The sequence below is a fragment of the Sphingomonas sp. SP2 genome (assembly GCF_058313385.1).
The window spans coordinates 1477903-1500212 of the sequence record NZ_JBZFLD010000001.1 but is presented as its reverse complement, the minus strand read 5'-3'; the positions used below and the strand labels follow the sequence as shown (position 1 = coordinate 1500212).

The following is a 22310-nucleotide window of genomic DNA, read 5'->3' as shown; positions in this document are numbered from 1 at the left end:
ACAGGAACAAGCTCTGACGTTCACCCTTCCTTTGTAAATTTCTCCGACAGTGCAGGCCGTGGACAGCCTGCTTTACTTCTGGAGCCATGCGATTGGCGCGGTGGCCGTGGCGGCCGTGCTCATCTGGCAGCTGCGCGGCTGGGCGGCGGGCCCCGCGCAGAAGCTCCTGCTGGGCGGTCTCACCACGACTGCGGCGGCCACCTGGCTGAGCGGGGTCACGCCCGGTTCGATGCTCGCCGAACATGCCGAGACCGCCCGCAACCTCCTGTGGGTCGCAATGCTGTTCGCCTTGTCGGAGAGCGACGAGGAAGGCGGCCGCCAGCGCGGGGTCGCACTCGTCTATGGTGCCGTGGCCCTGGTCCTCGGCCTCCAACTCCTCGTCGACACGCTCGCGCCCTTTGCCTTCCACAGCGACCAGCGAGCGCTCGATTCGGCCAGCACCATCTTGCGCACCCTCGCGGCCGCCGGAGCGCTGATCCTCGTCCATAACCTTTACGGACAGAGCGCCGCGGCGAGCCGAGGCCTCATTCGCCTCCCGATGCTCGGACTCGCCCTCATCTGGAGCTACGATCTCAACCTCTACACGCTCCAGGCGCTTCATATTCCGGTCGGGTCGACCCTCGCCGAGCTTCGCGGCATCCTGGTCGCGGTCGCAGCCCCCTTCTTCGCCGTGACCCGAAGCGACAGCGCCGCCTGGCGCCCGAGGCTTTCGCGCGCGGCAACCTTCCAGTCCCTCTCGCTGCTCGCCATCTGCTCCTACTTCGGGATCATGTCGCTGCTGTCGGCGACCCTGCGCGCGGGCGAATGGGACTGGCTCCGCGCGCTCGCCATCCTCGTCCTCGCCGGCATGACCGTCGCCTTGGCCGTTCTCCTCCCCAGCCGCCGCGCGCGCAGCTGGACCCGGGTCAAGATCGCCAAGCATTTCTTCGAGCATCGCTACGACTATCGGGCCGAATGGCTGCGTTTCGCCGCGACGCTCGGTGAGCGCGGCTCTTCGGAGCCTCTCGCGGCGCGGATCGTCAAGGCTTTCGCCGACATCCTCGAGGCGCCCGCCGGCCTGCTCGTCGCGCCCGACGACATGAACCGCTTCACCGTCGCAGCCCCCTGGCGCTGGGCCGGGCGCCTTCCGGCCGAGGCGCTTTCGGGCGACGGCTTCGCGGCGCTCTGGTCGCAGCTTGGAGAAGGCCGGATCCTCGAACTCGACGCGCACCGCTATCGCTGGGGATCGGCCGCCGACCTTGCCCTCCCCGTGCCTGCGTGGATGCGTGACGATCCAGCGCTTTGGGTCGGGATCCCGCTGGTCCATGGCGACACCTTGGTCGGCCTCGTCCTTCTAGCTGCCCCCGAGCTTCGCCGTCCGCTCGACTGGGAGGATTTCGACCTCCTCCGCACCGCCGGCCGCCAGGCAGCGTCGAGCTTCGCCGAGGCGATCGGTCAGCAGCGACTTTCGGAATCGCAGCGCTTCGACGAATTCAATCGCCGCTTCGCCTTCATCCTTCACGACATTAAGAACCTTGTCAGCCAGCTGAAACTGCTCGCCCGCAACGCCGAGCGTCACGCTGACAATCCCGAATGGCGCGCCGACATGGTCGCGACGCTGCAGGGCTCGGTCGGCAAGATGAACGATCTCCTCGCCCGCCTCGCTCCTGCCGCGTCGAGCCAGTCGCGCACGCCGCTGCGCGATGTCGAACTGCGTCCGCTGCTGGCCGGGGCCATCGCCGGCCACCGTGGCCATCATGACGTTCGCCTGCTGGGCGACAGCGGGCTCGAAGTCATCGCCGACCCCCTCGGGCTCGAGCAGGCGATCGGCCACCTCCTCGCCAATGCCGTGGAGGCCAGTCCAGCCGCCGAGCCCGTCACGGTCCGCGTCACGACGGCTGGCGACTCCGCTCGGATCGAGATCACCGACAGTGGCCCCGGCATGGACGCCGACTTCATCGCCACCCGCCTGTTCGCTCCCTTCGCCTCCACCAAGGACGGCGGGTTCGGGATCGGTGCCTTCGAGGCGCGCAGCCTGGTCCATGCCATGGGCGGGCAGCTCACCGTCGACAGCCGCCCCGGCCATGGCACCCGCTTCACCATCACCCTGGCGGTCAGCCCGCCGTCCAGCGATCAATTGGAAAGACTGTCCGCATGAGCGACCCCGTCGAACTGCCCGTCCTGCTCGTCGTCGAGGATGACGAGGGCCTGCAGCGCCAGCTCAAATGGGCCTATGAGGGCTATCGCGTGGTGAGCGCGCTCGACCGCGCCCAGGCGCTCGAGCAGCTCCGCCTCCATGAGCCTGCGGTGGTGACGCTCGATCTCGGCCTTCCGCCCGACCCCGACGGAACGACCGAGGGCTTCGCCATCCTGTCCGAAATCCTGCGCCTCAAACCCGACACCAAGATCATCGTCGCCTCGGGCCACGGCGCTCGCGAAAGCGCGCTCAACGCGATCGCGCTCGGCGCCTACGACTTCTACAAGAAGCCGGTCGACATCGACGAGCTCGGCCTGATCGTCGCCCGCGCCTTCCAGCTCCATGCGCTCGAAGCCGAGAATCGCCGCCTGGAGGCGCAAGGGCCGGAAAGCGGGACCGTCCTTGGCTCGATCATCAGCGCGTCGCCGGCGATGCTGAAGGTCGCGCGGACGATCGAGCGGGTCGCCCCCGCCGATGTGTCGGTGATGCTGCTCGGCGCCAGCGGGACCGGCAAGGAACTGCTCGCCCGCGCTGTCCACGAAAAGAGCCGGCGCGCCGACAAGCCATTCATCGCGATCAACTGCGCCGCCATTCCTGAGAACCTGCTCGAGGCCGAATTGTTCGGCTACGAGCGCGGCGCCTTCACCGGCGCGGTCAAGACCACCCCCGGCAAGATCGAGCTGGCCGAGGGCGGGACCCTCTTCCTCGACGAGATCGGCGACGTGCCGCTCCCGCTCCAGGTCAAGCTGCTGCGCTTCCTCCAGGAGCGCGTGATCGAGCGGATCGGCGGGCGGGCGACTATCCCCGTCGACATCCGCATCGTCTGTGCGACCCATCAGGATCTCCACGCGATGCAGGCCGACGGCCGCTTCCGCGAGGACCTCTACTACCGCCTCGCCGAGATGGTGGTGCCGATCCCGACGCTCGCCGAACGCCCGGGCGACGCGGTGCTCCTCGCCCGCCACTTCACCCGCCGCTTCGCCCGCGAGCTCGGCTCGCCCGTGACCGGCCTCGCCCCCGACGCGGTCGATGCGATCGACAGCTACGCTTGGCCCGGCAACGTCCGCGAGCTCGAGAACCGGATCAAGCGCGCGGTCATCATGGCCGAAGGCAAGCTGATCGGCGCGCTCGACCTCGATTTCCCCGGCATCTCGGAGGAGATGTTCGACGCGATCAATCTTCGTGCGGCGCGCGAGAAGGCCGATCGCCGGGCGATCAACCAGGCGCTGATCCGGACCGAGCATAATATCTCGGGCGCGGCCAAGCTCCTCGGGATCAGCCGTCCGACGCTCTACGACCTGCTCAAGCAATATCAGCTGCAGCAGTGACCGGGGCCGGCGGGGTGCCGCACGCCCCGCTTGCGCTTTGCCGCAAATCTGTCATTTGGCTGTGACCCAAGAGCCCGGGCAGCGTACTGCCTCGGCATCAAGCCCGGGGACCATCCATTCGCCAGATCGCAGCCTTGCCCTACCGCGCGCGCGGCGCCACGCTCGACGCCCCCGTCAGCGTGCTCCTCGTCACCTCGCGCGAGACCAAGCGCTGGGTCATTCCCAAGGGCAATCCGATGGGCGGCCTCGCGCCGCACGCCGCGGCTGCGCTCGAGGCCGAGGAGGAGGCTGGCGTCCGCGGTCCCGTCTGCCCCGTTCCGCTCGGTTCCTATCGCTATCGCAAGCGCCGCAAGACCGGCGCCTCGCTGATGTTCGACGTCGAGGTCTATCCCCTCGCCGTCGATGAGGAGCTTGGCGACTGGAAGGAAGCCGGGCAGCGGACCCGACGCTGGTTCACCCTCGCCGAGGCTGCCGAAGCGGTCGAGGAAGACGACCTTGCCGACCTCATCCGCTCCTTCAATGCCGCCGAATTCAATATCGCTGCTCGCCGCAAGAGCCTGTTCACCGTAGTCGCCGAACGATCGAAGGTTGGTCCCATGTTTGCCTGGTTTCAGAACCTCCTGCCGAAGACCGGCAATTTCTTTGAGCTGTTCGAAGCGCATGCGGAAAGCGTCTGCGGCGCTGCCCAGGCGCTCGGCCGGCTGTTCAACGAGGGCAGCGCCCGGGCCGAGCACATCCGCGAGATCAACGAGCGCGAGCATGATGCCGACAACATCATCCGCGAAACGCTCGGCACGGTCCGCCGCACCTTCCTCACTCCGTTCGACCGCGGCGCGATCACTTCCCTGATCGGCGCGATGGACGATGCGATCGACGAGATGCAGGCGGCCGCCAATGCCGTCGATCTCTACGACTTCAACGACTTCGGTCCCGAGATGAAGGACATGGTCGCGATCATCATCGACAGCGGCCGGCTGATGGCCGAGGCGCTGCCGCTGCTTCGCGACGTCGGCCCCAATGCGTCGCGCCTCCATGAGCTGACCGAGCGCCTGGTCCGGATGGAAGGCCATGCCGACGAACTGCATCGCGCCGGCCTGAAGAGCGCCTTCCAGCGCTTCGGCAACGATCCCGCGGGCGCCATGCACTTCACCGTACGCCGCGAGATCTTCAAGCATCTCGAGCGGATCGTCGACGCCTTCGAGGACGTCGCGAACGAAATCGACGGCATCGTCATCGATCACGCCTGATGCACGAGCTCGCTTTTCCGCTGCTCGTCGGGCTGATCCTCGTCGCGCTCGCGTTCGACTTCCTGAACGGCCTCCACGACGCGGCCAACTCGATCGCTACCGTGGTCGCGACCCGCCTGCTGGGCCCGGTACAGGCCGTCGCCTTCGCCGCCTTCTTCAACTTCGCCGCTTACTTCCTGACCCTCGCCTTCCCTGCGCTGCACAAAGTCGCGGATACGGTCGGCAAGGGCCTCATCGACAAGGATCTCGTCACTCCCTCGGTGGTCTTCTCGGCGCTGATCGGGGCGATGTTCTGGAACGTCGTCACGTGGCTCAAGGGCATTCCCTCCTCGTCGAGCCATGCGCTTGTCGGCGGGATTGTCGGCGCCGGCCTCGCCTCCGCCGGACTCGGCACGATCCAATGGAGCGGCGTCTCGAAGACGCTGCTTTTCATCCCCCTCGCCCCCCTGCTCGGCATGGCGATGTCGATGCTGGTGATGCTGGTCTCGAGCTGGCTTGCGCGACGCGCCAGCGTCCGCGGTGCCGACCGCAGCTTCCGCGCCCTGCATCTCGTCTCCTCCGCCGCCTACTCGCTCGGCCACGGCCTTAACGACGCGCAGAAGACGATGGGCATCATCACCGTGCTGCTCTTTTCGACCGGCTACCTGCAGGGTGAGTTCGAAGTGCCGCACTGGGTCGCGATCAGCTGCTACATCGCCATCGGCCTCGGCACGATGACGGGCGGCTGGAAGATCATCGAGACGATGGGCAGCCGGATCACCAAGCTCGACCAGCACCAGGGTTTCTCGGCCTCGACCGGCGGGTCGTTCATGCTGTTCGGAGCGAGCCTGCTCGGCATTCCTGTCTCGACCACGCACACCATCACCGGCGCGGTCATCGGCGCCGGCGTCGCGCGGCGGGCGAGTGCGGTGAACTGGGGCGTCGCGCAGAGCGTGGTCATGGCCTGGCTCATCACCATCCCCGCCAGCGCCGGCGTCGCCGCCGCCATCTACTGGATCACCACCCTCTTCTAGATCGCTGCGAGCGGCAGCGCCGGCTCGACGAACGCGCTTGCCGCCGCGACTGCAGCAGCTAGCATCCCCGTCATACAGGGGAGACTAGCCGATGGACCGCCGCGCCTTTCTGACCACTTCGACCGCCGCCATCGGCCTCGCCGCGGCCCGTTCTCCGGCCCAGACACTTGCACCCGCCACCGGCGGCGACGCGGCGCTCAACAGCTTGCTCGAGACCATCTTCCAGGAACGTGTGGCCCGCTCGCCCGAGCTCGCCACTTCGCTGGGCCTCGACAAAGGACCGCTGGCCGCGCTCAAGGGCAAGTTCGACATCCGCCCCGCCGCGGCCGCACGCAAGGAAGACCTCGCCCTCCTCCGCCGCGAGATCGCCCGGGTTCACGCGGTGCCCGCCGCAAGCCTCGGCGACAGCGGCCGTCTCAACCGCGAAGTCGTGCTTTACCAGCTCGAGCAGGGCGAAAAGGCCCCGGCCCGCTTCGGCATCGACAGCGCGGTCCGCCCCTATCCGATCTTCCAGCAGGGCGGCGCCTATTTCTCGACCCCCGACTTCCTCAATACCTCGCACACCATCGCCGCAGCGGCGGACGCCGAGGCCTATCTCTCGCGCCTCGCCCAATTCCCGGCGCTCCTCGACCATGACACCGAGGAGCAGCGCGCCCAGGCTGCCCGCGGCTTCCTCGCCCCCGGCTGGTCGCTCGACCTCACGCTTGGCCAGCTCAAGAAGCTTCGCGACCAGCCAGCCGCCACGAGCTCGATGGTCCAGTCGCTGGCCACTCGCGCCGCCGCCAGGAATATCGCCGGCGACTGGCAGGGCCGGGCCACCGCGATCGTCGAGCGGCAGGTCTATCCCGCGCTCGACCGGCAGATCGCCGCGCTCACCGCGCTCCGCCCAACCACCCGTCCCGGCGACGGCGGCTGGCGCCTTCCCAATGGCGAGGCGATTTACGCGCTCGCTCTCGAACAGATGACCACGACGCGCTTCACCCCCGACGAAGTTCACCGTCTGGGACTTGCGCAAGTGGCGGAAATCAGTGCGCAGCTCGACACCATCCTAAAGGGCGCGGGTTACACCCAGGGCACCGTCGGTGAGCGGCTGGCGCGGCTCAACACCGATCCGGCGCAGCTCTATCCCAATACCGATGAGGGCCGTGCGGCCCTGCTCGCCAGTCTCAATCGCGGCGTCGAGAAGATGAACGCGCAGCTTCCGCGCGCCTTTGCGACGCTGCCGACCCAGCCACTCGAAATCCGCCGCGTGCCGGTCGAAATCCAGGATGGCGCCAGCAACGGCTACTATAATCGCGCGAGCCTCGATGGGTCGCGCCCGGCCATCTATTTCATCAACCTCAAGGATACCGGCGACTGGCCGAAGTACAGCCTTCCGGCCCTTACCTATCATGAGGGCACGCCCGGCCATCACCTCCAGATCAGCCTGGCGCAGACCTCGGCCGACATCCCCACCCTGCGCAAGGTCGGCGGCTTCTCGGCCTATTCGGAAGGCTGGGCGCTCTACGCCGAAAGCGTCGCGGACGAGCTTGGTGGCTATGACGGGATCGAGCGCGCGGGGTTCCTTCAGTCCTATCTGTTCCGCGCCGCGCGGCTGGTGGTCGACACCGGCATCCACACGAAGCGCTGGAGCCGCGAGAAGGCGACCGACTATCTCGTCGCCACCACCGGCTTTGCCCGCGCCCGCTCGCAGCGCGAGATCGAACGCTATTGCACCCAGCTCGGCCAGGCCTGCACCTACAAGATCGGCCACATGGCCTGGACCCGCGCCCGCGCGGATGCCGAGAAGAGCCTCGGGTCGCGCTTCGACGAGAAGCAATTCCACGAGGTCCTGAAGGAAGGCGCGATGCCCCTCACCATCCTCGAGCGCCGCATCAAGGAGCGGACGGCGGCCGCGCTCAGGGCATAGGCCCCCGACCGCGCCGGGCCGCCGGACAAGCACGCACAGAAAGCCCGCGCGCGGGCTTCGCCGTAACAGGCCAGTCCAGCGTCAGAGGGGCTGCCTCAGCCGAGCTGCTCCGCCATTTCGGCTACCTCCAGCCAGCGGAGCTCGGCGGCCTCCTTGTCGGCGCGCTTCTGCTCGATGGCCTTCATCAGCGCGGCGAACTTCTTGGGATCGCGGGTATAAAGATCGGGGTCGGCCAGCGCCGCCTCGTCAGCCGCGATCGCCGCCTCGATCTTCTCGATCTCGCCCGGGAGCCGGTCGAAATCGCGCTGGTCCTTGTAGCTAAGCTTGGCGGCCGGCGCGGGCTTGGCCGTCGCCACAGCTTCCGGTGCCTTCGCCTTGGGCGTGCTCGGCGCCTTCGCCGGGACCCGGCGCTTGGCCCAGTCCTCATAACCGCCAGCGACCACGTCGACCTTGCCCGAACCGTCGAGCCCGAGCGTCACCGTCACCGTCCGGTCGAGGAAGTCACGGTCGTGGCTGACGATCAGCACCGTGCCTTCATAGTCGGCGATCACTTCCTGGAGGAGATCCAGCGTCTCGAGGTCGAGGTCGTTGGTCGGCTCGTCGAGGACGAGGAGGTTCGAGGCCCGGGCGAATTCGCGGGCGAGCAGCAGCCGCGAGCGCTCGCCTCCAGACAGGCTTCCGACCGGCGCCTCGGTCAGCTCGGGCGCAAAGAGGAATTCCTTGAGATACCCCTTGATGTGCTTCTTGACGCCCCGCACCTCGATCCAGTCGCCGCCATCGGCAAGAACGTCGCGGACGCGCTTTTCCGGGCTCATCAGCTTGCGCTGCTGATCGATGATGATCCCCGACAGGGTCTTGGCGAGCGTCACCCGGCCCTCGTCCGGTGCAAGCTCACCGGTCAGGAGCTTCAGCAGGGTGGTCTTCCCCGCCCCGTTGGCGCCGACGATGCCGATCCGGTCGCCGCGCTGCACGCGCAGCGTGAAATCCTTGATGATCGTCCGGTCGCCGAAGCGCTTGGTGACGCCCTCGGCATCGATCACGGTCTTGGTCTTGGTGTCGTCCTTGGCCAGCCCGAGCTTGCTCACGCCCGGCCCGCCGATCATCGCCGCGCGGGTCGCGCGCATGTCCTCGAGCTTGGCAAGCCGCCCCTGGTTGCGGCGACGCCGCGCGGTCACCCCGCGCTGCAGCCAGTGAAGTTCGATCGCGAGCTTGGCGTCGAGCTTGGCCGCCGCCCGCTCCTCCTCGGCATAGACCGCCTCGGTCCAGGCCTCGAACCCGCCGAAGCCGACCTCGGCCCGGCGGATCTGTCCGCGGTCGAGCCACAGGCAGCTTTTCGTCAGGCGGGTCAGGAAGGTGCGGTCGTGGCTGATGACGATGAATGCGCCCTTGAAGCGCTGCAGCCAGCCCTCGAGCCAGTCGATCGCGGCGAGGTCGAGATGGTTGGTCGGCTCGTCGAGGAAGAGGAGGTCGGGCTCCTGCGCGAGCGCCCGGACGATCGCCGCCCGTCGCCGTTCGCCGCCGCTCGCGGTCTGCGTCGTGCGCGACAGATCGATCCCGAGCTGGTCGGCGATCGCCGCCGCCTCGTGCGCCTCGGGTGCGCCTTCGCCCGCGAGCACCCAGTCCTCCAGCGTCGTATGGCCGGCCATCGGCGGATCCTGCTCGAGCAGCACCACCTTCTTCCCCGGAACCACCGAGCGCTTGCCCTCGTCGGTGTCGATGGTGCCCGCGAGGCACTTGAGGAGCGTTGTCTTGCCTGCGCCGTTGCGCCCGATCAGCGCCAGCCGGTCGCGCGGACCGACATGGACGTCGAGGTGCCGGAACAGCCAGCCCTCGCCCTGAACGAGGCCAAGATCTTCAAATGACAGGATGGGCGGTGCGGCCATAGGCGCCACTTAGGCGGTGCAATGCGCTTCGTCATCACCTAGGCTTCGCGCAACGTCCGGGGCTTGAGGGGGATGCAATGAGCGTGGTCGGAATGGGCGGCTATTTCTTCCGTGCGAGGGACCCGGCTGCACTCAAGGCGTGGTATCGCGATCACCTCGGCGTCGGCGCAGGCTGCGGGGCCGATGCCGACGGCCAATCGAACGAATGGCTCTGGCAGACGCAGGGCGGGCCGATGGTGTTCGAGCCGTTCAAGGCCGACAGCGACTATTTCGCCGCCGAGCGGCAGGCGATGATCAACTTCCGCGTCAGCGACCTCGATGGCCTCGTTGCCAGGCTCGAAGCAGCGGGCATTCCGGTAACGACCAAGGACGAATGGAACAGCGCGCCCGACGAGGTCGGCCGCTTCGCGCGGGTCCACGACCCCGAAGGCAATCCGATCGAGCTCTGGCAGCCGGCGAACGCCAGCTGAAAGACCGGTTCAGAAGTTATTCAACAGCTTGTGGTAGAAACGCCATCGTCATGCGTACCACTCTCACCTTGATCCTGGCGGCCCTGGCCATCGTCACGCCGGCTGCGGCCGAGCGCCCGCGCGATCAGGATCGTGCGTTCGAGGCGTTCCGCGAGGGGCGCTCGATGCCGCTTCCGCAGATCGAGCGGCGAGTCCTGCCGTCGATGAATGGTGCCGACTATCTCGGACCTGAATTCAACGGGCGTACCTACCGGCTGAAATTCATGCGTGGCGGGCGGGTGATCTGGATCGACGTCGATGCGCAGACCGGGCGGGTCGTCGGCCGTTCGGGCGATTGATCCCACGGACCTACTTCATTTCGAGTCTGCAACCGTTCATCTTGGAACGTGTTTGACCTCCTCGAAGGAGTTTCTGATCCCATGCGCGTTCTGATCGTCGAAGACGAACCCTCGCTCGGCCGCCAGCTTCGCTCGACGCTCGAAGGCGCGGGCTATGCCGTCGACCTCGCCACCGACGGCGAGGATGGCCACTATCTCGGCCAGACCGAAAGCTATGACGCGGTGGTCCTCGACCTCGGCTTGCCCGAGGTCGACGGCCTGACCGTGCTCGATCGCTGGCGCAAGGAAGGGCGGCGGATGCCGGTGCTCGTCCTCACCGCACGCGACAGCTGGTCGGACAAGGTCGCCGGGCTCGATGCCGGCGCCGACGACTATCTCGCCAAGCCGTTCCAGACCGAGGAACTAATCGCCCGCCTCCGCGCGCTCATCCGCCGCGCCTCGGGCAATGCCTCGAGCGAGCTCATCGCCGGCGACATTCGCCTCGACACCCGCTCGGGCAAGGTCACGAAGGCGGGCGAGCCGGTGAAGCTCACCGCGCAGGAATATAAGCTCCTCAGCTACCTGATGCACCACAAGGGCAAGGTGGTCAGCCGGACCGAGCTCATCGAACATATCTACGACCAGGATTTCGATCGCGATTCGAACACCATCGAAGTGTTCGTGACCCGCATCCGCAAGAAGCTCGGGCCCGACGTCATCACCACTATCCGCGGCCTCGGCTACAGCCTGGAGGAACCGGCATAGTGGACGGCGTCGTCCCCGCGCAGGCGGGGACTTCAGGACAGGCTGGCCGGTCCGTTCGCAAGAGCGGGACCGGCTCGCTGACCCGCCGCATGATCGTGGTCGCAGCGGTGTGGATCTCGATCCTGCTGTTCGCCGGCGGCTTCGCGCTCGACCGCGTGCTGACCAACAGCCTCGTCCGCAACTTCGACGAGCAGCTCGAGCTGGTCCTCCGCTCGATGATCGGCGCGTCCGAGATCGGCACCATGGGCGAGATCAAATTCTCGCGTCCGCCGGCCGACCAGCGCTTCATCGAAAGCTATTCGGGCAGCTATTTCCAGATCTCGCCCCTGCCCGGCGCCGACGGCAAGGTCCCTCCGGTCGAGGACTTTCCCTCGCGCTCGCTGTGGGACCGGCGGCTTCGCATCGACAGCGCGCACGACCACAACATCACGCAGACCTACGACAGCTACCAGTTCGCGGGCGAACCCCTGCGCATCGTCGAGCGCGACGTGATCATCCCCGGAAGCGACGTGAAATGGCGCTTCCAGGTGGCGCAGAGCCGCGAGAATCTGGACAGCCAGCTGAAGGAGCTGCGGACGACCCTGATCTGGGCCTTCGCCGTCCTCGGCCTCGGCCTCATCATCCTGGCGGCGCTCCAGACGGTCTACGGCCTGTGGCCGCTGCGCCGGGTGCGGAGCGAGGTTGCGGCGATCCGCTCGGGCGCCAAGACCCGCGTCTCAGAGGATTTTCCCGACGAACTCCGTCCCCTCACCGACGAGATCAATCAGCTGCTCGCGCACAATGAGGAGCAGGCGGAGGAAGCCCGTCGCCACGCCGGCAACCTCGCCCACGCGCTCAAGACCCCGCTAACCGTCATCACCAATGCGGCGACCGCGCGCAGCGACGACCTCGTCGACACCGTTTGCCGCGAGGCGACGACGATGCGCCGGCAGGTTGATCATCATCTCGCCCGCGCTCGTGCCATCGGCCGCCGTGCCTCGGCCCAGGCCCGCGCCGGCGTGTGGGACAGCCTCGCCGCGGTCCAGCGCGCGGTCAGCCGGATGCACGAGGGCGTCACCATCGACATCGCCGGGGACAAGAATGCGACCGCGCGCGTCGAACGTCAGGACCTCGACGAGATGCTCGGCAACCTCGTCGAGAATGCCGCCAAATATGGTTCGGGCAGGGTGTTCGTGACGGTCGAGAAGAGCGCGCCCTTCATCGACATCCTCGTCGAGGACGACGGGCCCGGCATTCCCGCCGCCCAGCGCGACGAACTCTTCACCCGCGGCAAGAGGCTCGACACGACCGGCAAGCCGGGCACCGGCCTCGGCCTCGCCATCGTCCGCGACGTCGCCGAAATCTACGGCGGCCGGATCACGCTCGAGGAAAGCGAGGACCTTGGCGGCCTCCTCGCGAAACTCAGCCTGCCGATGGGCTGACCCGCCCCGCCGTTCGCAGAAGAAGCGCTTGCAACGCCGACAGCGCGGACGAACAATCATCGCCTGTCAGTTGAAGGTGCCATCCCATGAAGCCATTCCTCGTCGCGGGCGTCGCTGCCCTTGCCTTGTTCGCCGCCGCCCCCGCCGCTGCCGCGCCGGCCTTCGGCAGCTGGGGCTATGATCAGACCAGCATGGATCGCTCGGTCCGCCCGGGCGACGACTTCTTCGACTTCGTCAATGGAAGCTGGGCGAAGCGCACGCAGATCGCGCCCGACCGGACCTTTGTCGGCATCGATTCGGTCCTCAACGACAAGATCGACAGCGACCTCCGCTCGATCGTCGAGGATCTCGCCAAGGACCCGCAATCCTCGGGCCGCCTCGGCCAGCAGGTCGGCGACTATTACGCAAGCTGGATGGACGAGGCCGGGATCGAGGCGCAGGGCACCGCGCCGCTCAAGCCCTATCTCGCCCGGATCGACGCGGTCAGCGACATCGGCGGGCTGATCGACCTGTTCGCCGCGCCCGGCTACGGCTCGCCGCTCGCGCTCGGCATCTATCCCGACCTCAAGACCCCGACCCGCTATGCGGCCTATGTCTCGCAGGCCGGCCTCGGCCTTCCCAACCGCGACTATTACCTGCTGACCGGCGCGAAGTATGACGCCTACCGGTCGGCCTACCGCGACTATATCATCAAGCTCCAGACACTCGCCGGGATCAGCGACGCCGCGGCTCGCGCCGACCGCATCATCGCGCTCGAGACCGCGATCGCCAAGATCCACTGGACGCCAGAACAGAGCCGCGACGTCGACGCGACCTACAATCCCAAGACCCTCGCGCAGCTGAAGACGCTCGCGCCGCAGGTGCCGTGGGAGCGGCTGATGGCCCGTCAGGGTCTGTCGAACGCGAAGGAGCTGATCGTCCTCCAGCCCACCGCGATCGCGGCCGAGGGTGCCCTTCTTGCCGCAACCCCGCTGCAGACCTGGAAGGACTGGAGCGCTTTCCACTTCATCAGCAACACCGCCCAGTTCCTCCCGCGGGCCTTCGACGAAGCGAAGTTCGGCTTTTACTCGAAGACCTTGCGTGACGTCGAAAGCCAGCGGGCGCGCTGGAAGCGCGGGATCGACCTCCTCAACGGCGCACTCGGCGAAGCGGTGGGGCAGGTCTATGTCGAGCGCCATTATCCGCCCGAGAGCGATCGCCAGATGGGTGAGCTCATCAGCAACATCCGGGCCGCGCTCGCCGACAAGATCACCCGCAGCGACTGGATGGACGCGCCGACTCGCAAGGAAGCGCTGGCCAAGCTCGCGGCCTTCGATCCGCGCACGGGCCATCCGAAGAACTACATCGACTACAGCAAGCTCGAGGTGAAGCGCGGCGATGTCCTCGGCAACGCGCTCCGCTCCGAGGACTTCGACTGGCAACTCGCGTTGTCGCGCTTCCCCAACCCGGTCGATCGCAGCCTGTGGGACATGTTCCCCCAGACCAACAACGCTTATTACGACCCGACCCAGAACCAGATCACCTTCCCGGCCGCGATCCTCCAGCCGCCCTATTTCGATCCCAAGGCCGACCCGGCGTCCAACTACGGCAGCATCGGCGCGACCATCGGGCACGAGATCGGCCACGGCTTCGACGACCAGGGCCGCAAGTTCGACGGCAAGGGCGCACTTCGCGACTGGTGGACCCCGCAGACCGCAAAGCTCTACACGGCCAAGGCCAATCGCCTGGTCAGCCAGTATAATGCCTACGAACCGCTCCCCGGGACGCCCATCAAGGGCGAACTGACGCTCGGCGAAAACCTTGGGGATCTTGGCGGCCTCGAAGTCGCTTATGCCGCCTACCGCCGCTACGTCGCCAAGCATGGCGAGCCCAAGGTCATCGACGGCCTGACCGGCGATCAGCGCTTCTTCATCGCCTACGGCTACAGCTGGCAGAACAAGCAGCGCGAGGGCGCGCTTCGGGCGCAGCTGCTCACCAATGAGCACAGCCCGGCCAAGTATCGCGTCAACGGCGTCGTCCGGAACATGGACGCCTGGTACAAGGCCTTCAGCGTCAAGCCGACCGACAAGCTCTACCTCGCGCCCGCCCAGCGGGTCCGCGTCTGGTAGGGTTCAGGCCATCGTGCGGGCGGCGGCTTCGAGAAGCTCGTCGCCCGTGAACGGCTTGGCCAGCAGCACCGTCCCGCTCGGCGCCCGCTCGAGCATGTCGCTGTCGGCAAAGCCGGTGATGATGAAGAAGCGAAGCTGGGGCCGTAACGCCGCCGCCCGCTCGATCAGCTCGACCCCGGTCATGCCCGGCATCAGATAATCAGTGACGAGGAGGTCGAAGCGCTCGTTCGCCAGCGCCGCGAGCGCGCTTGACCCGCTCGCGACCGCGTCGACACTGTGCCCGGCTTCGTCGAGCATCCGCGACACGGCCGCGCGCACGTCGGGTTCGTCGTCGACCACGAGGATCCGCAAGGTGGCGATCGTGGGGACCGGAACGATTGCCGCCGCGGCGATTGCGGCAGCTTCGTCCGAATCGCAGGCCGGTAGGCGGAGCGAGACGCAGGTCCCCTCGCCCGGCGCGCTGTCGATCGAAACCGACCCGCCCGACTGCTCGACGACGCCGAAGACCTGTGCCAGCCCGAGCCCCGTGCCCCGCCCGACTTCCTTGGTGGTGAAGAAAGGTTCGAACGCGCGCCGCCGGGTTTCCTCGTCCATCCCGCTGCCCTCGTCACGGACGCTGAAGCGGACCCATTCGCCCCCGTCGCGATCGGCTTCGCGCATCACCGACAGCAGGATCGGGCCACCCTCGGCCGAGGCGTCACGGGCGTTGAGGGTGAGGTTGAGCAGCGCAAGCTCGAGCTGATTGCGGTCACTCCGCGCGCAACCGGCCCGCGGATCCAGCTCGATCCGGAAATCGTGCCGCGGACCGAGCGAGCGCATCACGAGGTCGCGCACCTCCTCGACCATCGCGCCGACATCGAGCGGCTCGATCGACAGCCGTTGACGCCGGGAGAAGGCAAGGAGTTGCTTCGTCAGCTTGGCCGCGCGCTGCGCCGAGGACAGCGCACCGGCCGCGAGCTTCCTGCCGCGCTCGTCGAGGCTGTCGCGCCGCTGCAGCTGGTCGAGCGTCCCGATCACCGGGGTCAGCAGATTGTTGAAGTCATGCGCAAGCCCCCCGGTCAGCTGGCCGAGCGCTTCCATCTTCTGTGCCTGCTCGAGCCGCTCGGCCATGCGCCGGGCCGCCCGCATCTGCCGCACCGCGAACAGGATCAGCAGCGCTGCGAGGAGCAGCGACAGCAGCGCCGCAAAGCCCATCGACGCCAGGAACCGCCGCCCTTGCCGGTCGAGATAGTCGGAGCCGAGCGCGACATGGGCGCTCCACCCCGTCAGGCTGGAGCGCGTAAAGGCCGTATAATTCTCGACCCCCTCAAGCGTCCTGCCCTTGTAGATGCCCTGCGCCTGGCCGCCCCGGATGGCATCGCGGAGATAGGTCGAGCCGAGGGTCGCGAACCGGTGGTCGAACTGGAGCGAGCGGGCGACGAACCGCCCTTCGGCATCGCTCAGGGCCGACACCGTATATTCGCTGGTGGCCGGGAGCAGGGCAGCGAAGGGCTCGGCCCGGACGAGGAGGCTGACCATCAGCTTTCGCCCGGCAACATCGGTGGCGGGGCTTTCGAACAGGAGGCAATGGCACCCCCCGCTTCGGGCATAGCCGGCAAAGCCCGTTGCCACTGGCTTGCCCGCGACCCGCTGGACGCCGGCGAGCGACACGCCCTCGCGCATCACGGGCCCGCCGTCGGCGCTGGTCACCGTCACGCCGGCGAGATCGGAATGGCGCGCCGCGAACCTTTGGTAGCGCAAGCGGAAGGCGTCGATGTCGCCGCGCTGCAATGCCGTCGAGGTAGCCAGTGCATCGATAATCGTCGTCAGGCGCCGGACCTCGCCGTCGGCCCGAAGGATGATCGACTGGCTTCGCCGGTCCGCCCGATCCTCGAGTTCGCGGCGCTGTTCGAGCGCGCTGAAGCCGGCTTGCAGGAGGAGAAACAGGAAGAGCGGGATGAGCGCGGCCGCGGCAATCAGCCAGGCGGATTGCCCGGTCGATCGAATCTGCCGCTCTTTCGCCATGGAAACACGCCCCTGCTATCAATGCAGGTTAAGACCTTTTCGCCCCTGTCACAATCGCCGGTCTTGCCGCCGGGGCGCCCCTCGCTTAACCCCGCCAGCCATCGTGACTGCTACCCTGCACAGCCTGAACCCCGCGCCCAGCCTCGATCCGCTGGTGGCGCTCACTGCCGCCGACATGAACGCGGTGAACCAGGTCATCCTGTCGCGGATGCAGAGCGAGGTCCCGCTCATCCCCGAGCTCGCCGGTCACCTGATCGCGGGCGGCGGCAAAAGGATGCGGCCGATGCTGACCTGCGCGAGCGCCGCGCTCTGCCAATATACCGGCAGCCGCCAGCACAAGCTCGCCGCTGCGGTCGAGTTCATCCACACGGCGACCCTGCTCCATGACGACGTGGTCGACGTCAGCGAGACCCGCCGCGGCAAGCGCACCGCCAACCTCATCTGGGGCAATCCCGCCAGCGTTCTGGTCGGCGACTTCCTCTTTTCCCGCGCCTTCGAGCTGATGGTTGAAGACGGCAGCCTCAAGGTGCTGAAGATCCTCAGCCGCGCCTCGGCCGTGATCGCCGAGGGCGAGGTCGCGCAGCTGACCGCGCAGCGCCAGATCTCGACCAGCGAGGACACCTACCTCCAGATCATCGAGGCCAAGACCGCCGCCCTGTTCGCCGCCGCCTGCCAGATCGCCCCGGTCGTGGCCGAAGCGGGCGAGGAGGCGGAGGAAGCGCTCGGCGCCTTCGGCCGCAACCTCGGGGTCGCCTTCCAGCTCGTCGACGACGCGATCGACTACACCAGCGAGAGCGCGACCAGCGGCAAGGACCTCGGCGACGATTTCCGCGAGGGCAAGATGACGCTTCCGATCATCCTCGCTTATGCCCGCGGGTCTGAGGAAGACCGCAGCTTCTGGCGCGATGCGGTCGGCGGCGACCGCACCAGCGATGCCGATCTCGCCCACGCCATCGCCCTGTTCCAGCAGACCGGTGCCATCGCCGAAACGCTCGAGCGCGCGCGCACCTACGCCCGCCGCGCCCTCGACAATATCGCCCCCTTCCCCGCCGGCAAGGCCAAGGCCGCCCTCACCCAGGCGGTCGAATTCGCGGTCGCCCGAGCCTACTGAGGTAAGAGGAACCATCGCTACCGCCGGGTGCTTTCCCTGTCTCACTCCCGCGAGACAGAAAAGAGCACTCATGGTCGATACGATTGGTTACGCCGCCAAGCACAGCTTCAGCCGCCTCAAGCCCTTCCGCTTCGAGCGCGAGGAACCCAAGGACAATGAGGTCCTGATCGACGTCCTCTATTGCGGCGTCTGCCATTCGGACATTCACCAGGTGAAGAACGAATGGTCGAACACCGTCTACCCTTGCGTCCCCGGCCACGAAGTCGTCGGCCGCGTCGCCAAGGCGGCGAAAAACGGCAAGTATAAGGTTGGCGACATCGTCGGCGTCGGCTGCATGGTCGACAGCTGCCAGTCCTGCGCGCCCTGCAAGAGCGGCGACGAGCAATATTGCGAGGGTCCGAACGGCTTCCTCGCCACCTACAACGGCCCCTTCATTCCCGCTAAGATGGCCGCGACGGGCGAAAATATGTACGGCCGCGACAATACCTACGGAGGCTATTCCTCGAATATCGTGTGCCGCGAGGATTTCGTGATCGGTATTCCCGACGGGCTCAAGCCCGAGGAAGCCGCGCCGATCCTGTGCGCCGGCGTCACCACCTATTCGCCGATGAAGCATTGGGGCGTGAAGAAGGGCGACAAGGTCGGCGTCGTCGGACTTGGCGGGCTTGGCCACATGGCGGTGAAGATCGCCAAGGCGCTCGGCGCCGACGTCACGGTCTTCACCACGTCGCCGGAGAAGAAGGACGAGGCCGAGAAGCTCGGCGCGAGCCACGTCACGATCGAGAAGGAATTGAAGAAGGAAGCCGAGAAGCTTTCGGCGATGCCCGGCACCTTCGACTTCATCATCTCGACCGTACCCGAGAAGCACGACATCAACCCCTTCATCGCCCTCCTGAAGCGCGACAAGACGCTGGTCATCGTCGGGGCGCTGGAGCCGATGGCGGGGGTCGACAACAGCCAGGTCGCGTTCCACCGCCGCTCGGTCGCCGGTTCGCTGATCGGCTCGATCGCAGAGACGCAGGAGATCATCGACTTCTGCGCCGAGCACGGCATCGCGCCCGAGATCACGATCATTCCAATCCAGGACATCAACAGCGCGATGAAGAAGGTCGAGAAGGGCGACGTCCGCTTCCGCTACGTCATCGACGCGGCAAGCTTCGCGCAGGAAGAAGCCGAAGCGGAATAAGGCGCGCGCACGGCCGGGGGCGTACTCCCCGGCCGTGCACCGCTTGACGGGGATTGCCGCGGCGGCAATCCATAGGGCGCCTGTGCCATCCAGGGGTGCCCTTCGCCGTGACCATGCCGCCCGCCGACCTGACCACCGAAGAGCGCACCCGCTTTGCCGACGTCGCCGCCGAGGCGACGGGGTTCGGGTCGACCGAATGGCGAACCTTCCGCGACCTGCTGGTCAGGCCCCGCTTGGTGCTCGATGCCTATCTCACGCGCGGTCCCACCGGCGGTGGCCAATTTGCGCGCCCGTGGGGCTTCTATCTCGCGCTTTGCGGCGTGCTCATGTTCTACCTGTTCCTGATGGGCGGGCTGAAAGGCATGATCGAGCAGCAGCCGCCAGCCGTGCTCGATTCGTGGATTGCGCGGTCGGGCAAGAGCCGCGAGGCCTTCATCGACGATGCCGACGGCTGGATGTCGCTGATCGCCGTCCCAATGCTGTCGATCTTCTATGCGCTGGGTGCGGCGCCCCTCCTCAAATGGTGGGGCAAGCTTGACTGGCGGCTGACCTTCCGGGCGACCTTTGCGCTGCTCTGCGCCTGGACCGTGCCGATCCTGCCGCTCGGTCCGCTCACTCTGATGAAGGGCTATGAAGCGATCGGCAGCCTTATCATGTGGGGCGCGCTGTTCGTCGCCTTCCTGCGGATTGGCCAGGGCCGCTGGTTCCAGTCCTGGCCGGCCGGCATCGGCAAGGCCCTCCTGCTGGGCACGGCGATGTTTGCTGCGGTGATGGTCGGCATGATCCCGCTGATGCAGTTCGCCATGCTCGGCGGCCTTTACGGCAACTGAGCGCACGCGCCGCTTGCCGGTGAGTTGCGCGCGGCGCCCGCTCCCCGCATGGGCGACCGCGTGAGCGCCAGTCTTCCGATCCATGCCGTCCTGCCCGAGCTCCTCGCCGCGCTCCGCGACGGCCCGCGCGCGCTGCTGATCGCGCCGCCGGGCGCGGGCAAGACGACCGCGGTGCCACCGGCGCTCCTCGGCGAACCGTGGTGCAACGGCCAGGTGCTGCTGCTCGTCCCCCGCCGCCTCGCGGCTCGGGCAGCGGCCGAGTATATGGCCCGGAGCCTCGGCCAGCAGCCCGGCGATACGATCGGTTACCAGACCCGCCTCGACAGCAAGGTCGGCAAGGCCACCCGGCTCGTTGCCATGACCCACGGCGTCTTTCTCGCGCGCCTCCAGGCCGATCCCGAAATGGCCGGGATCTCGGCCGTGCTGTTCGACGAGGTCCACGAGCGCAGCCTCGATAACGACCTCGCGCTCGCATTGACTCTCGACGCCGCCGCGGCCCTGCGCCCCGACCTTCGCGTCCTGGCGATGAGCGCCACGCTCGATGGCGAACGCTTCGCCCGTCTGCTTGGCGATCCTCCGATGATCCGTTCGGAAGGAAAGAGCTTTCCCCTTGCCTTGCGCCACCTCGGCCGCGACGCCGCCGCCCGGATCGAGCCGCAGGTCGCCGCCGCCTGCCGCCTCGCGCTCGCCGAACAGGAGGCCTCGGTCCTCGCCTTCCTCCCCGGGGTCGCCGAGATCGAGCGCACGGCCGACGCGATCGGCAATCTTCCTCCGAACGTGATCCTTCATCGCCTCCACGGCCAGGTCGATCCCGCCGCCCAGCGCCAGGCCCTCGCGCCGCCGCCCGACGGCACTCGCAAGCTGGTGCTCGCGACCAGCATCGCGGAGACGAGCGTCACCCTCGACCATGTCACCGCGGTGGTCGACAGCGGCCTTGCCCGCCGCCCGCGCTACGACCGCGGCGCCGGTCTTACCCGCCTCGTCACCGAGCGGGCGTCCCGCGCCGCCGTCACCCAGCGCGCCGGCCGAGCCGCCCGCCAGCGGCCCGGCGTCGGCTATCGCCTGTGGGAGGAGGCCGCGACCGCCGCGCTTCCCGCGCACGACCCGCCCGAGATCCTCGAGGCCGATCTGTCGAGCCTCCTCCTCACCTGCCTCCTGTGGGGCGAAGGCGATCCGCTTCGCCTGCCCTTCCTCGATCCCCCACCGGCCCCGGCCATCGCCGAAGCACGACAGCGGCTGGCGACCATCGGTGCGATCGACGCCGAAGGCCGCGTCACGGCACATGGCCGCGCCGTCGCCCGGCTCCCGCTCGAGCCCCGTCTCGCGCACATGCTGGTGGAGGCGGCAGGCCGGGGCTTTGCCGCCGCGGCGGCCGATGCCGCCGTCCTGCTCACCGAGCGCGGCCTTGGCGGCAACGATCCCGACCTCGAACTGCGCTGGCGCCGCTGGCGGAATGATCGCGGCAAGAGGGCGGACGGCGCACGCGGCCTTGCGCGACGCTACGTCTCGCTCGTCCAGGGCAAGCCCGCGGCCCAGGCCTCGGCAGCCTCCGCCGGGGAAGCCCTCGCCGCCAGCCTCGCCCTCGCCTTTCCCGACCGCCTGTCGCGCCGCCGCGACGCTTCGGGAGAGCATTGGCAGTCGGTCGGTGGCCGCGGCTTCCGGCTCGATCCCACGTCTTCACTGGCGTCCGCGCAATGGCTTGCCATCGCCGAAGTGGCTGGAAGCGCAGCAGGCGCGCGAATCCTCTCGGCCGTCGCGATCGAGGAGGCTGATGTGCTGGCCCTGTTCGGCGACCGGGTCGAAGTCCGCCACGACGGAACCTTCGATCCTGCCACCGGCAGCGTCACTCCGACCCGAAGCCGGCGCCTCGGCGCGATTCGGCTCGCCAGCGGCCCCGATCCCAAGCCCGACCCCGAGGCGATCGCTGCCGCGCTGGTCGACGGCGTGCGCGAGCATGGCCTCGCACTCCTGCCGTGGGGCGAGGAATCCGAGGCCCTCCGCCACCGCGCCGCTTACGCTCGTCCCTTCGCGCCCGACTTGCCCGATCTTTCCGACGAAGCGCTGCTCGCCATCCTCGACGAATGGTTTGCGCCCTTGGTCTCCGGCCGCCGCCGCCTCTCGGAAATTGGCGGCCCCGCGCTTCACCAGGCGCTTCAGGGCATCCTCGGCTGGGACGGCCAGCAGAAGCTTGACAAGCTCCTTCCCAGCCACTTCCGCTCGCCCGCGGGCTCGACCCACCCCATCGACTATGCGGCGCCGGGCGGACCCACCGTCGAAGTGCGCGCGCAGGCGCTGTTCGGGCTTGCCGCTCACCCCTCCGTCGCCGGCGGCCGCATCCCGCTCACCCTTGCGATCACGTCTCCCGCAGGCCGGCCAATCCAGACCAGCCGCGACCTCCCCGGCTTCTGGGCGGGAAGCTGGCGCGAGGTCGCCAAGGAAATGCGCGGCCGCTACCCGCGCCACCCATGGCCCGACGATCCGGCCAGCGCCGCGCCGACCCTCCGGGCCAAGCCCCGCTCTTGATTTCAGCGCTGTCTTCCGC

Annotated in this window: 16 protein-coding genes; 14 read left to right on the top strand and 2 right to left on the bottom strand. The window is 67.9% G+C overall.

Translation table 11 applies throughout. From position 1 onward, the window contains the following. Window positions 1-58 precede the first annotated feature (58 nt). The 5 genes from prsK to AC4GYU_RS07660 all read left to right on the top strand — a co-directional run bounded on the left by prsK (window position 59) and on the right by AC4GYU_RS07660 (window position 7673). Entirely contained in the window at window positions 59-2137 is a 2079-nt protein-coding gene (gene prsK, locus AC4GYU_RS07680; RefSeq protein ID WP_491086298.1) for an XrtA/PEP-CTERM system histidine kinase PrsK, read from the top strand. After that, window positions 2134-3504, top strand: a complete 1371-nt coding sequence (prsR, locus tag AC4GYU_RS07675; RefSeq protein ID WP_491086297.1) for a PEP-CTERM-box response regulator transcription factor — start codon at window positions 2134-2136, stop codon at window positions 3502-3504. The genes prsK and prsR overlap by 4 nt, the downstream gene beginning before the upstream one ends. A gap of 134 nt (window positions 3505-3638) precedes the next feature. After that, entirely contained in the window at window positions 3639-4751 is a 1113-nt protein-coding gene (locus AC4GYU_RS07670; protein ID WP_491086296.1) for a DUF47 family protein, read from the top strand. Continuing rightward, complete coding sequence (locus AC4GYU_RS07665; protein WP_491086295.1) at window positions 4751-5764, top strand: inorganic phosphate transporter; 1014 nt, start codon at window positions 4751-4753, stop codon at window positions 5762-5764. Before AC4GYU_RS07670 ends, AC4GYU_RS07665 begins: the two co-directional genes overlap by 1 nt. A 91-nt stretch (window positions 5765-5855) precedes the next feature. Continuing rightward, on the top strand, window positions 5856-7673 hold the full coding sequence (locus tag AC4GYU_RS07660; RefSeq protein WP_491086294.1) for a DUF885 domain-containing protein: 1818 nt from the start codon (window positions 5856-5858) through the stop codon (window positions 7671-7673). A 95-nt stretch (window positions 7674-7768) separates the two neighbouring features. Here the strand turns inward: AC4GYU_RS07660 and AC4GYU_RS07655 are convergent, their stop codons facing one another. Further along, on the bottom strand, window positions 7769-9556 hold the full coding sequence (locus tag AC4GYU_RS07655) for an ABC-F family ATP-binding cassette domain-containing protein (protein WP_491086293.1): 1788 nt from the start codon (window positions 9554-9556) through the stop codon (window positions 7769-7771). Window positions 9557-9633: 77 nt separating this feature from the next. On the opposite strand from AC4GYU_RS07655, the gene AC4GYU_RS07650 reads away from it, so the two are divergent. The 5 genes from AC4GYU_RS07650 (at window position 9634) to AC4GYU_RS07630 (ending at window position 14637) form a co-directional block, all read left to right on the top strand. Further along, window positions 9634-10026: a VOC family protein gene (locus AC4GYU_RS07650; protein WP_491086292.1), complete on the top strand. Its 393-nt coding sequence runs from the start codon at window positions 9634-9636 to the stop codon at window positions 10024-10026. A 50-nt stretch (window positions 10027-10076) separates the two neighbouring features. Then, window positions 10077-10364 (top strand): hypothetical protein, encoded by a 288-nt coding sequence (locus tag AC4GYU_RS07645; protein WP_491086291.1) that lies wholly within the window; start codon window positions 10077-10079, stop codon window positions 10362-10364. An 81-nt stretch (window positions 10365-10445) separates the two neighbouring features. After that, window positions 10446-11108, top strand: a complete 663-nt coding sequence (locus tag AC4GYU_RS07640) for a response regulator transcription factor (RefSeq protein WP_491086290.1) — start codon at window positions 10446-10448, stop codon at window positions 11106-11108. 89 nt (window positions 11109-11197) lie between these two features. Next, a complete protein-coding gene (locus AC4GYU_RS07635; RefSeq protein WP_491086900.1) occupies window positions 11198-12529 on the top strand; it encodes a sensor histidine kinase in 1332 nt (443 codons plus the stop codon). Between the two features lie 86 nt (window positions 12530-12615). Further along, the gene (locus AC4GYU_RS07630; RefSeq protein WP_491086289.1) at window positions 12616-14637 is read left to right on the top strand and encodes a M13 family metallopeptidase; all 2022 of its coding nucleotides are present in this window, start codon (window positions 12616-12618) and stop codon (window positions 14635-14637) included. A 3-nt stretch (window positions 14638-14640) separates the two neighbouring features. On the opposite strand, the gene AC4GYU_RS07625 is transcribed toward AC4GYU_RS07630, so the two are convergent. Continuing rightward, the gene (locus tag AC4GYU_RS07625; protein WP_491086288.1) at window positions 14641-16641 is read right to left on the bottom strand and encodes an ATP-binding protein; all 2001 of its coding nucleotides are present in this window, start codon (window positions 16639-16641) and stop codon (window positions 14641-14643) included. 103 nt (window positions 16642-16744) lie between these two features. Between AC4GYU_RS07625 and AC4GYU_RS07620 the strand changes: the two genes are divergently transcribed. The 4 genes from AC4GYU_RS07620 to hrpB all read left to right on the top strand — a co-directional run bounded on the left by AC4GYU_RS07620 (window position 16745) and on the right by hrpB (window position 22291). After that, complete coding sequence (locus AC4GYU_RS07620; protein ID WP_491086287.1) at window positions 16745-17752, top strand: polyprenyl synthetase family protein; 1008 nt, start codon at window positions 16745-16747, stop codon at window positions 17750-17752. A 70-nt stretch (window positions 17753-17822) separates the two neighbouring features. After that, a complete protein-coding gene (locus AC4GYU_RS07615) occupies window positions 17823-18938 on the top strand; it encodes an NAD(P)-dependent alcohol dehydrogenase (protein WP_491086286.1) in 1116 nt (371 codons plus the stop codon). A 107-nt stretch (window positions 18939-19045) separates the two neighbouring features. After that, a complete protein-coding gene (locus tag AC4GYU_RS07610; protein ID WP_491086285.1) occupies window positions 19046-19768 on the top strand; it encodes a hypothetical protein in 723 nt (240 codons plus the stop codon). Between the two features lie 48 nt (window positions 19769-19816). Beyond that, a complete protein-coding gene (gene hrpB, locus AC4GYU_RS07605; RefSeq protein WP_491086284.1) occupies window positions 19817-22291 on the top strand; it encodes an ATP-dependent helicase HrpB in 2475 nt (824 codons plus the stop codon). Window positions 22292-22310: the final 19 nt, after the last annotated feature.

What these genes read in the sequence shown, in the direction of transcription:
- prsR (WP_491086297.1), top strand. Translation starts at nt 2,134, where the DNA reads ATGAGCGACCCCGTCGAACTGCCCGTCCTGCTCGTCGTCGAGGATGAC.
- AC4GYU_RS07665 (WP_491086295.1), top strand. Translation starts at nt 4,751, where the DNA reads ATGCACGAGCTCGCTTTTCCGCTGCTCGTCGGGCTGATCCTCGTCGCG.
- AC4GYU_RS07660 (WP_491086294.1), top strand. Translation starts at nt 5,856, where the DNA reads ATGGACCGCCGCGCCTTTCTGACCACTTCGACCGCCGCCATCGGCCTC.
- AC4GYU_RS07655 (WP_491086293.1), bottom strand. Translation starts at nt 9,556, where the DNA reads ATGGCCGCACCGCCCATCCTGTCATTTGAAGATCTTGGCCTCGTTCAG.
- AC4GYU_RS07650 (WP_491086292.1), top strand. Translation starts at nt 9,634, where the DNA reads ATGAGCGTGGTCGGAATGGGCGGCTATTTCTTCCGTGCGAGGGACCCG.
- AC4GYU_RS07645 (WP_491086291.1), top strand. Translation starts at nt 10,077, where the DNA reads ATGCGTACCACTCTCACCTTGATCCTGGCGGCCCTGGCCATCGTCACG.
- AC4GYU_RS07640 (WP_491086290.1), top strand. Translation starts at nt 10,446, where the DNA reads ATGCGCGTTCTGATCGTCGAAGACGAACCCTCGCTCGGCCGCCAGCTT.
- AC4GYU_RS07635 (WP_491086900.1), top strand. Translation starts at nt 11,198, where the DNA reads ATGATCGTGGTCGCAGCGGTGTGGATCTCGATCCTGCTGTTCGCCGGC.
- AC4GYU_RS07630 (WP_491086289.1), top strand. Translation starts at nt 12,616, where the DNA reads ATGAAGCCATTCCTCGTCGCGGGCGTCGCTGCCCTTGCCTTGTTCGCC.
- AC4GYU_RS07625 (WP_491086288.1), bottom strand. Translation starts at nt 16,641, where the DNA reads ATGGCGAAAGAGCGGCAGATTCGATCGACCGGGCAATCCGCCTGGCTG.
- AC4GYU_RS07615 (WP_491086286.1), top strand. Translation starts at nt 17,823, where the DNA reads ATGGTCGATACGATTGGTTACGCCGCCAAGCACAGCTTCAGCCGCCTC.
- hrpB (WP_491086284.1), top strand. Translation starts at nt 19,817, where the DNA reads ATGGGCGACCGCGTGAGCGCCAGTCTTCCGATCCATGCCGTCCTGCCC.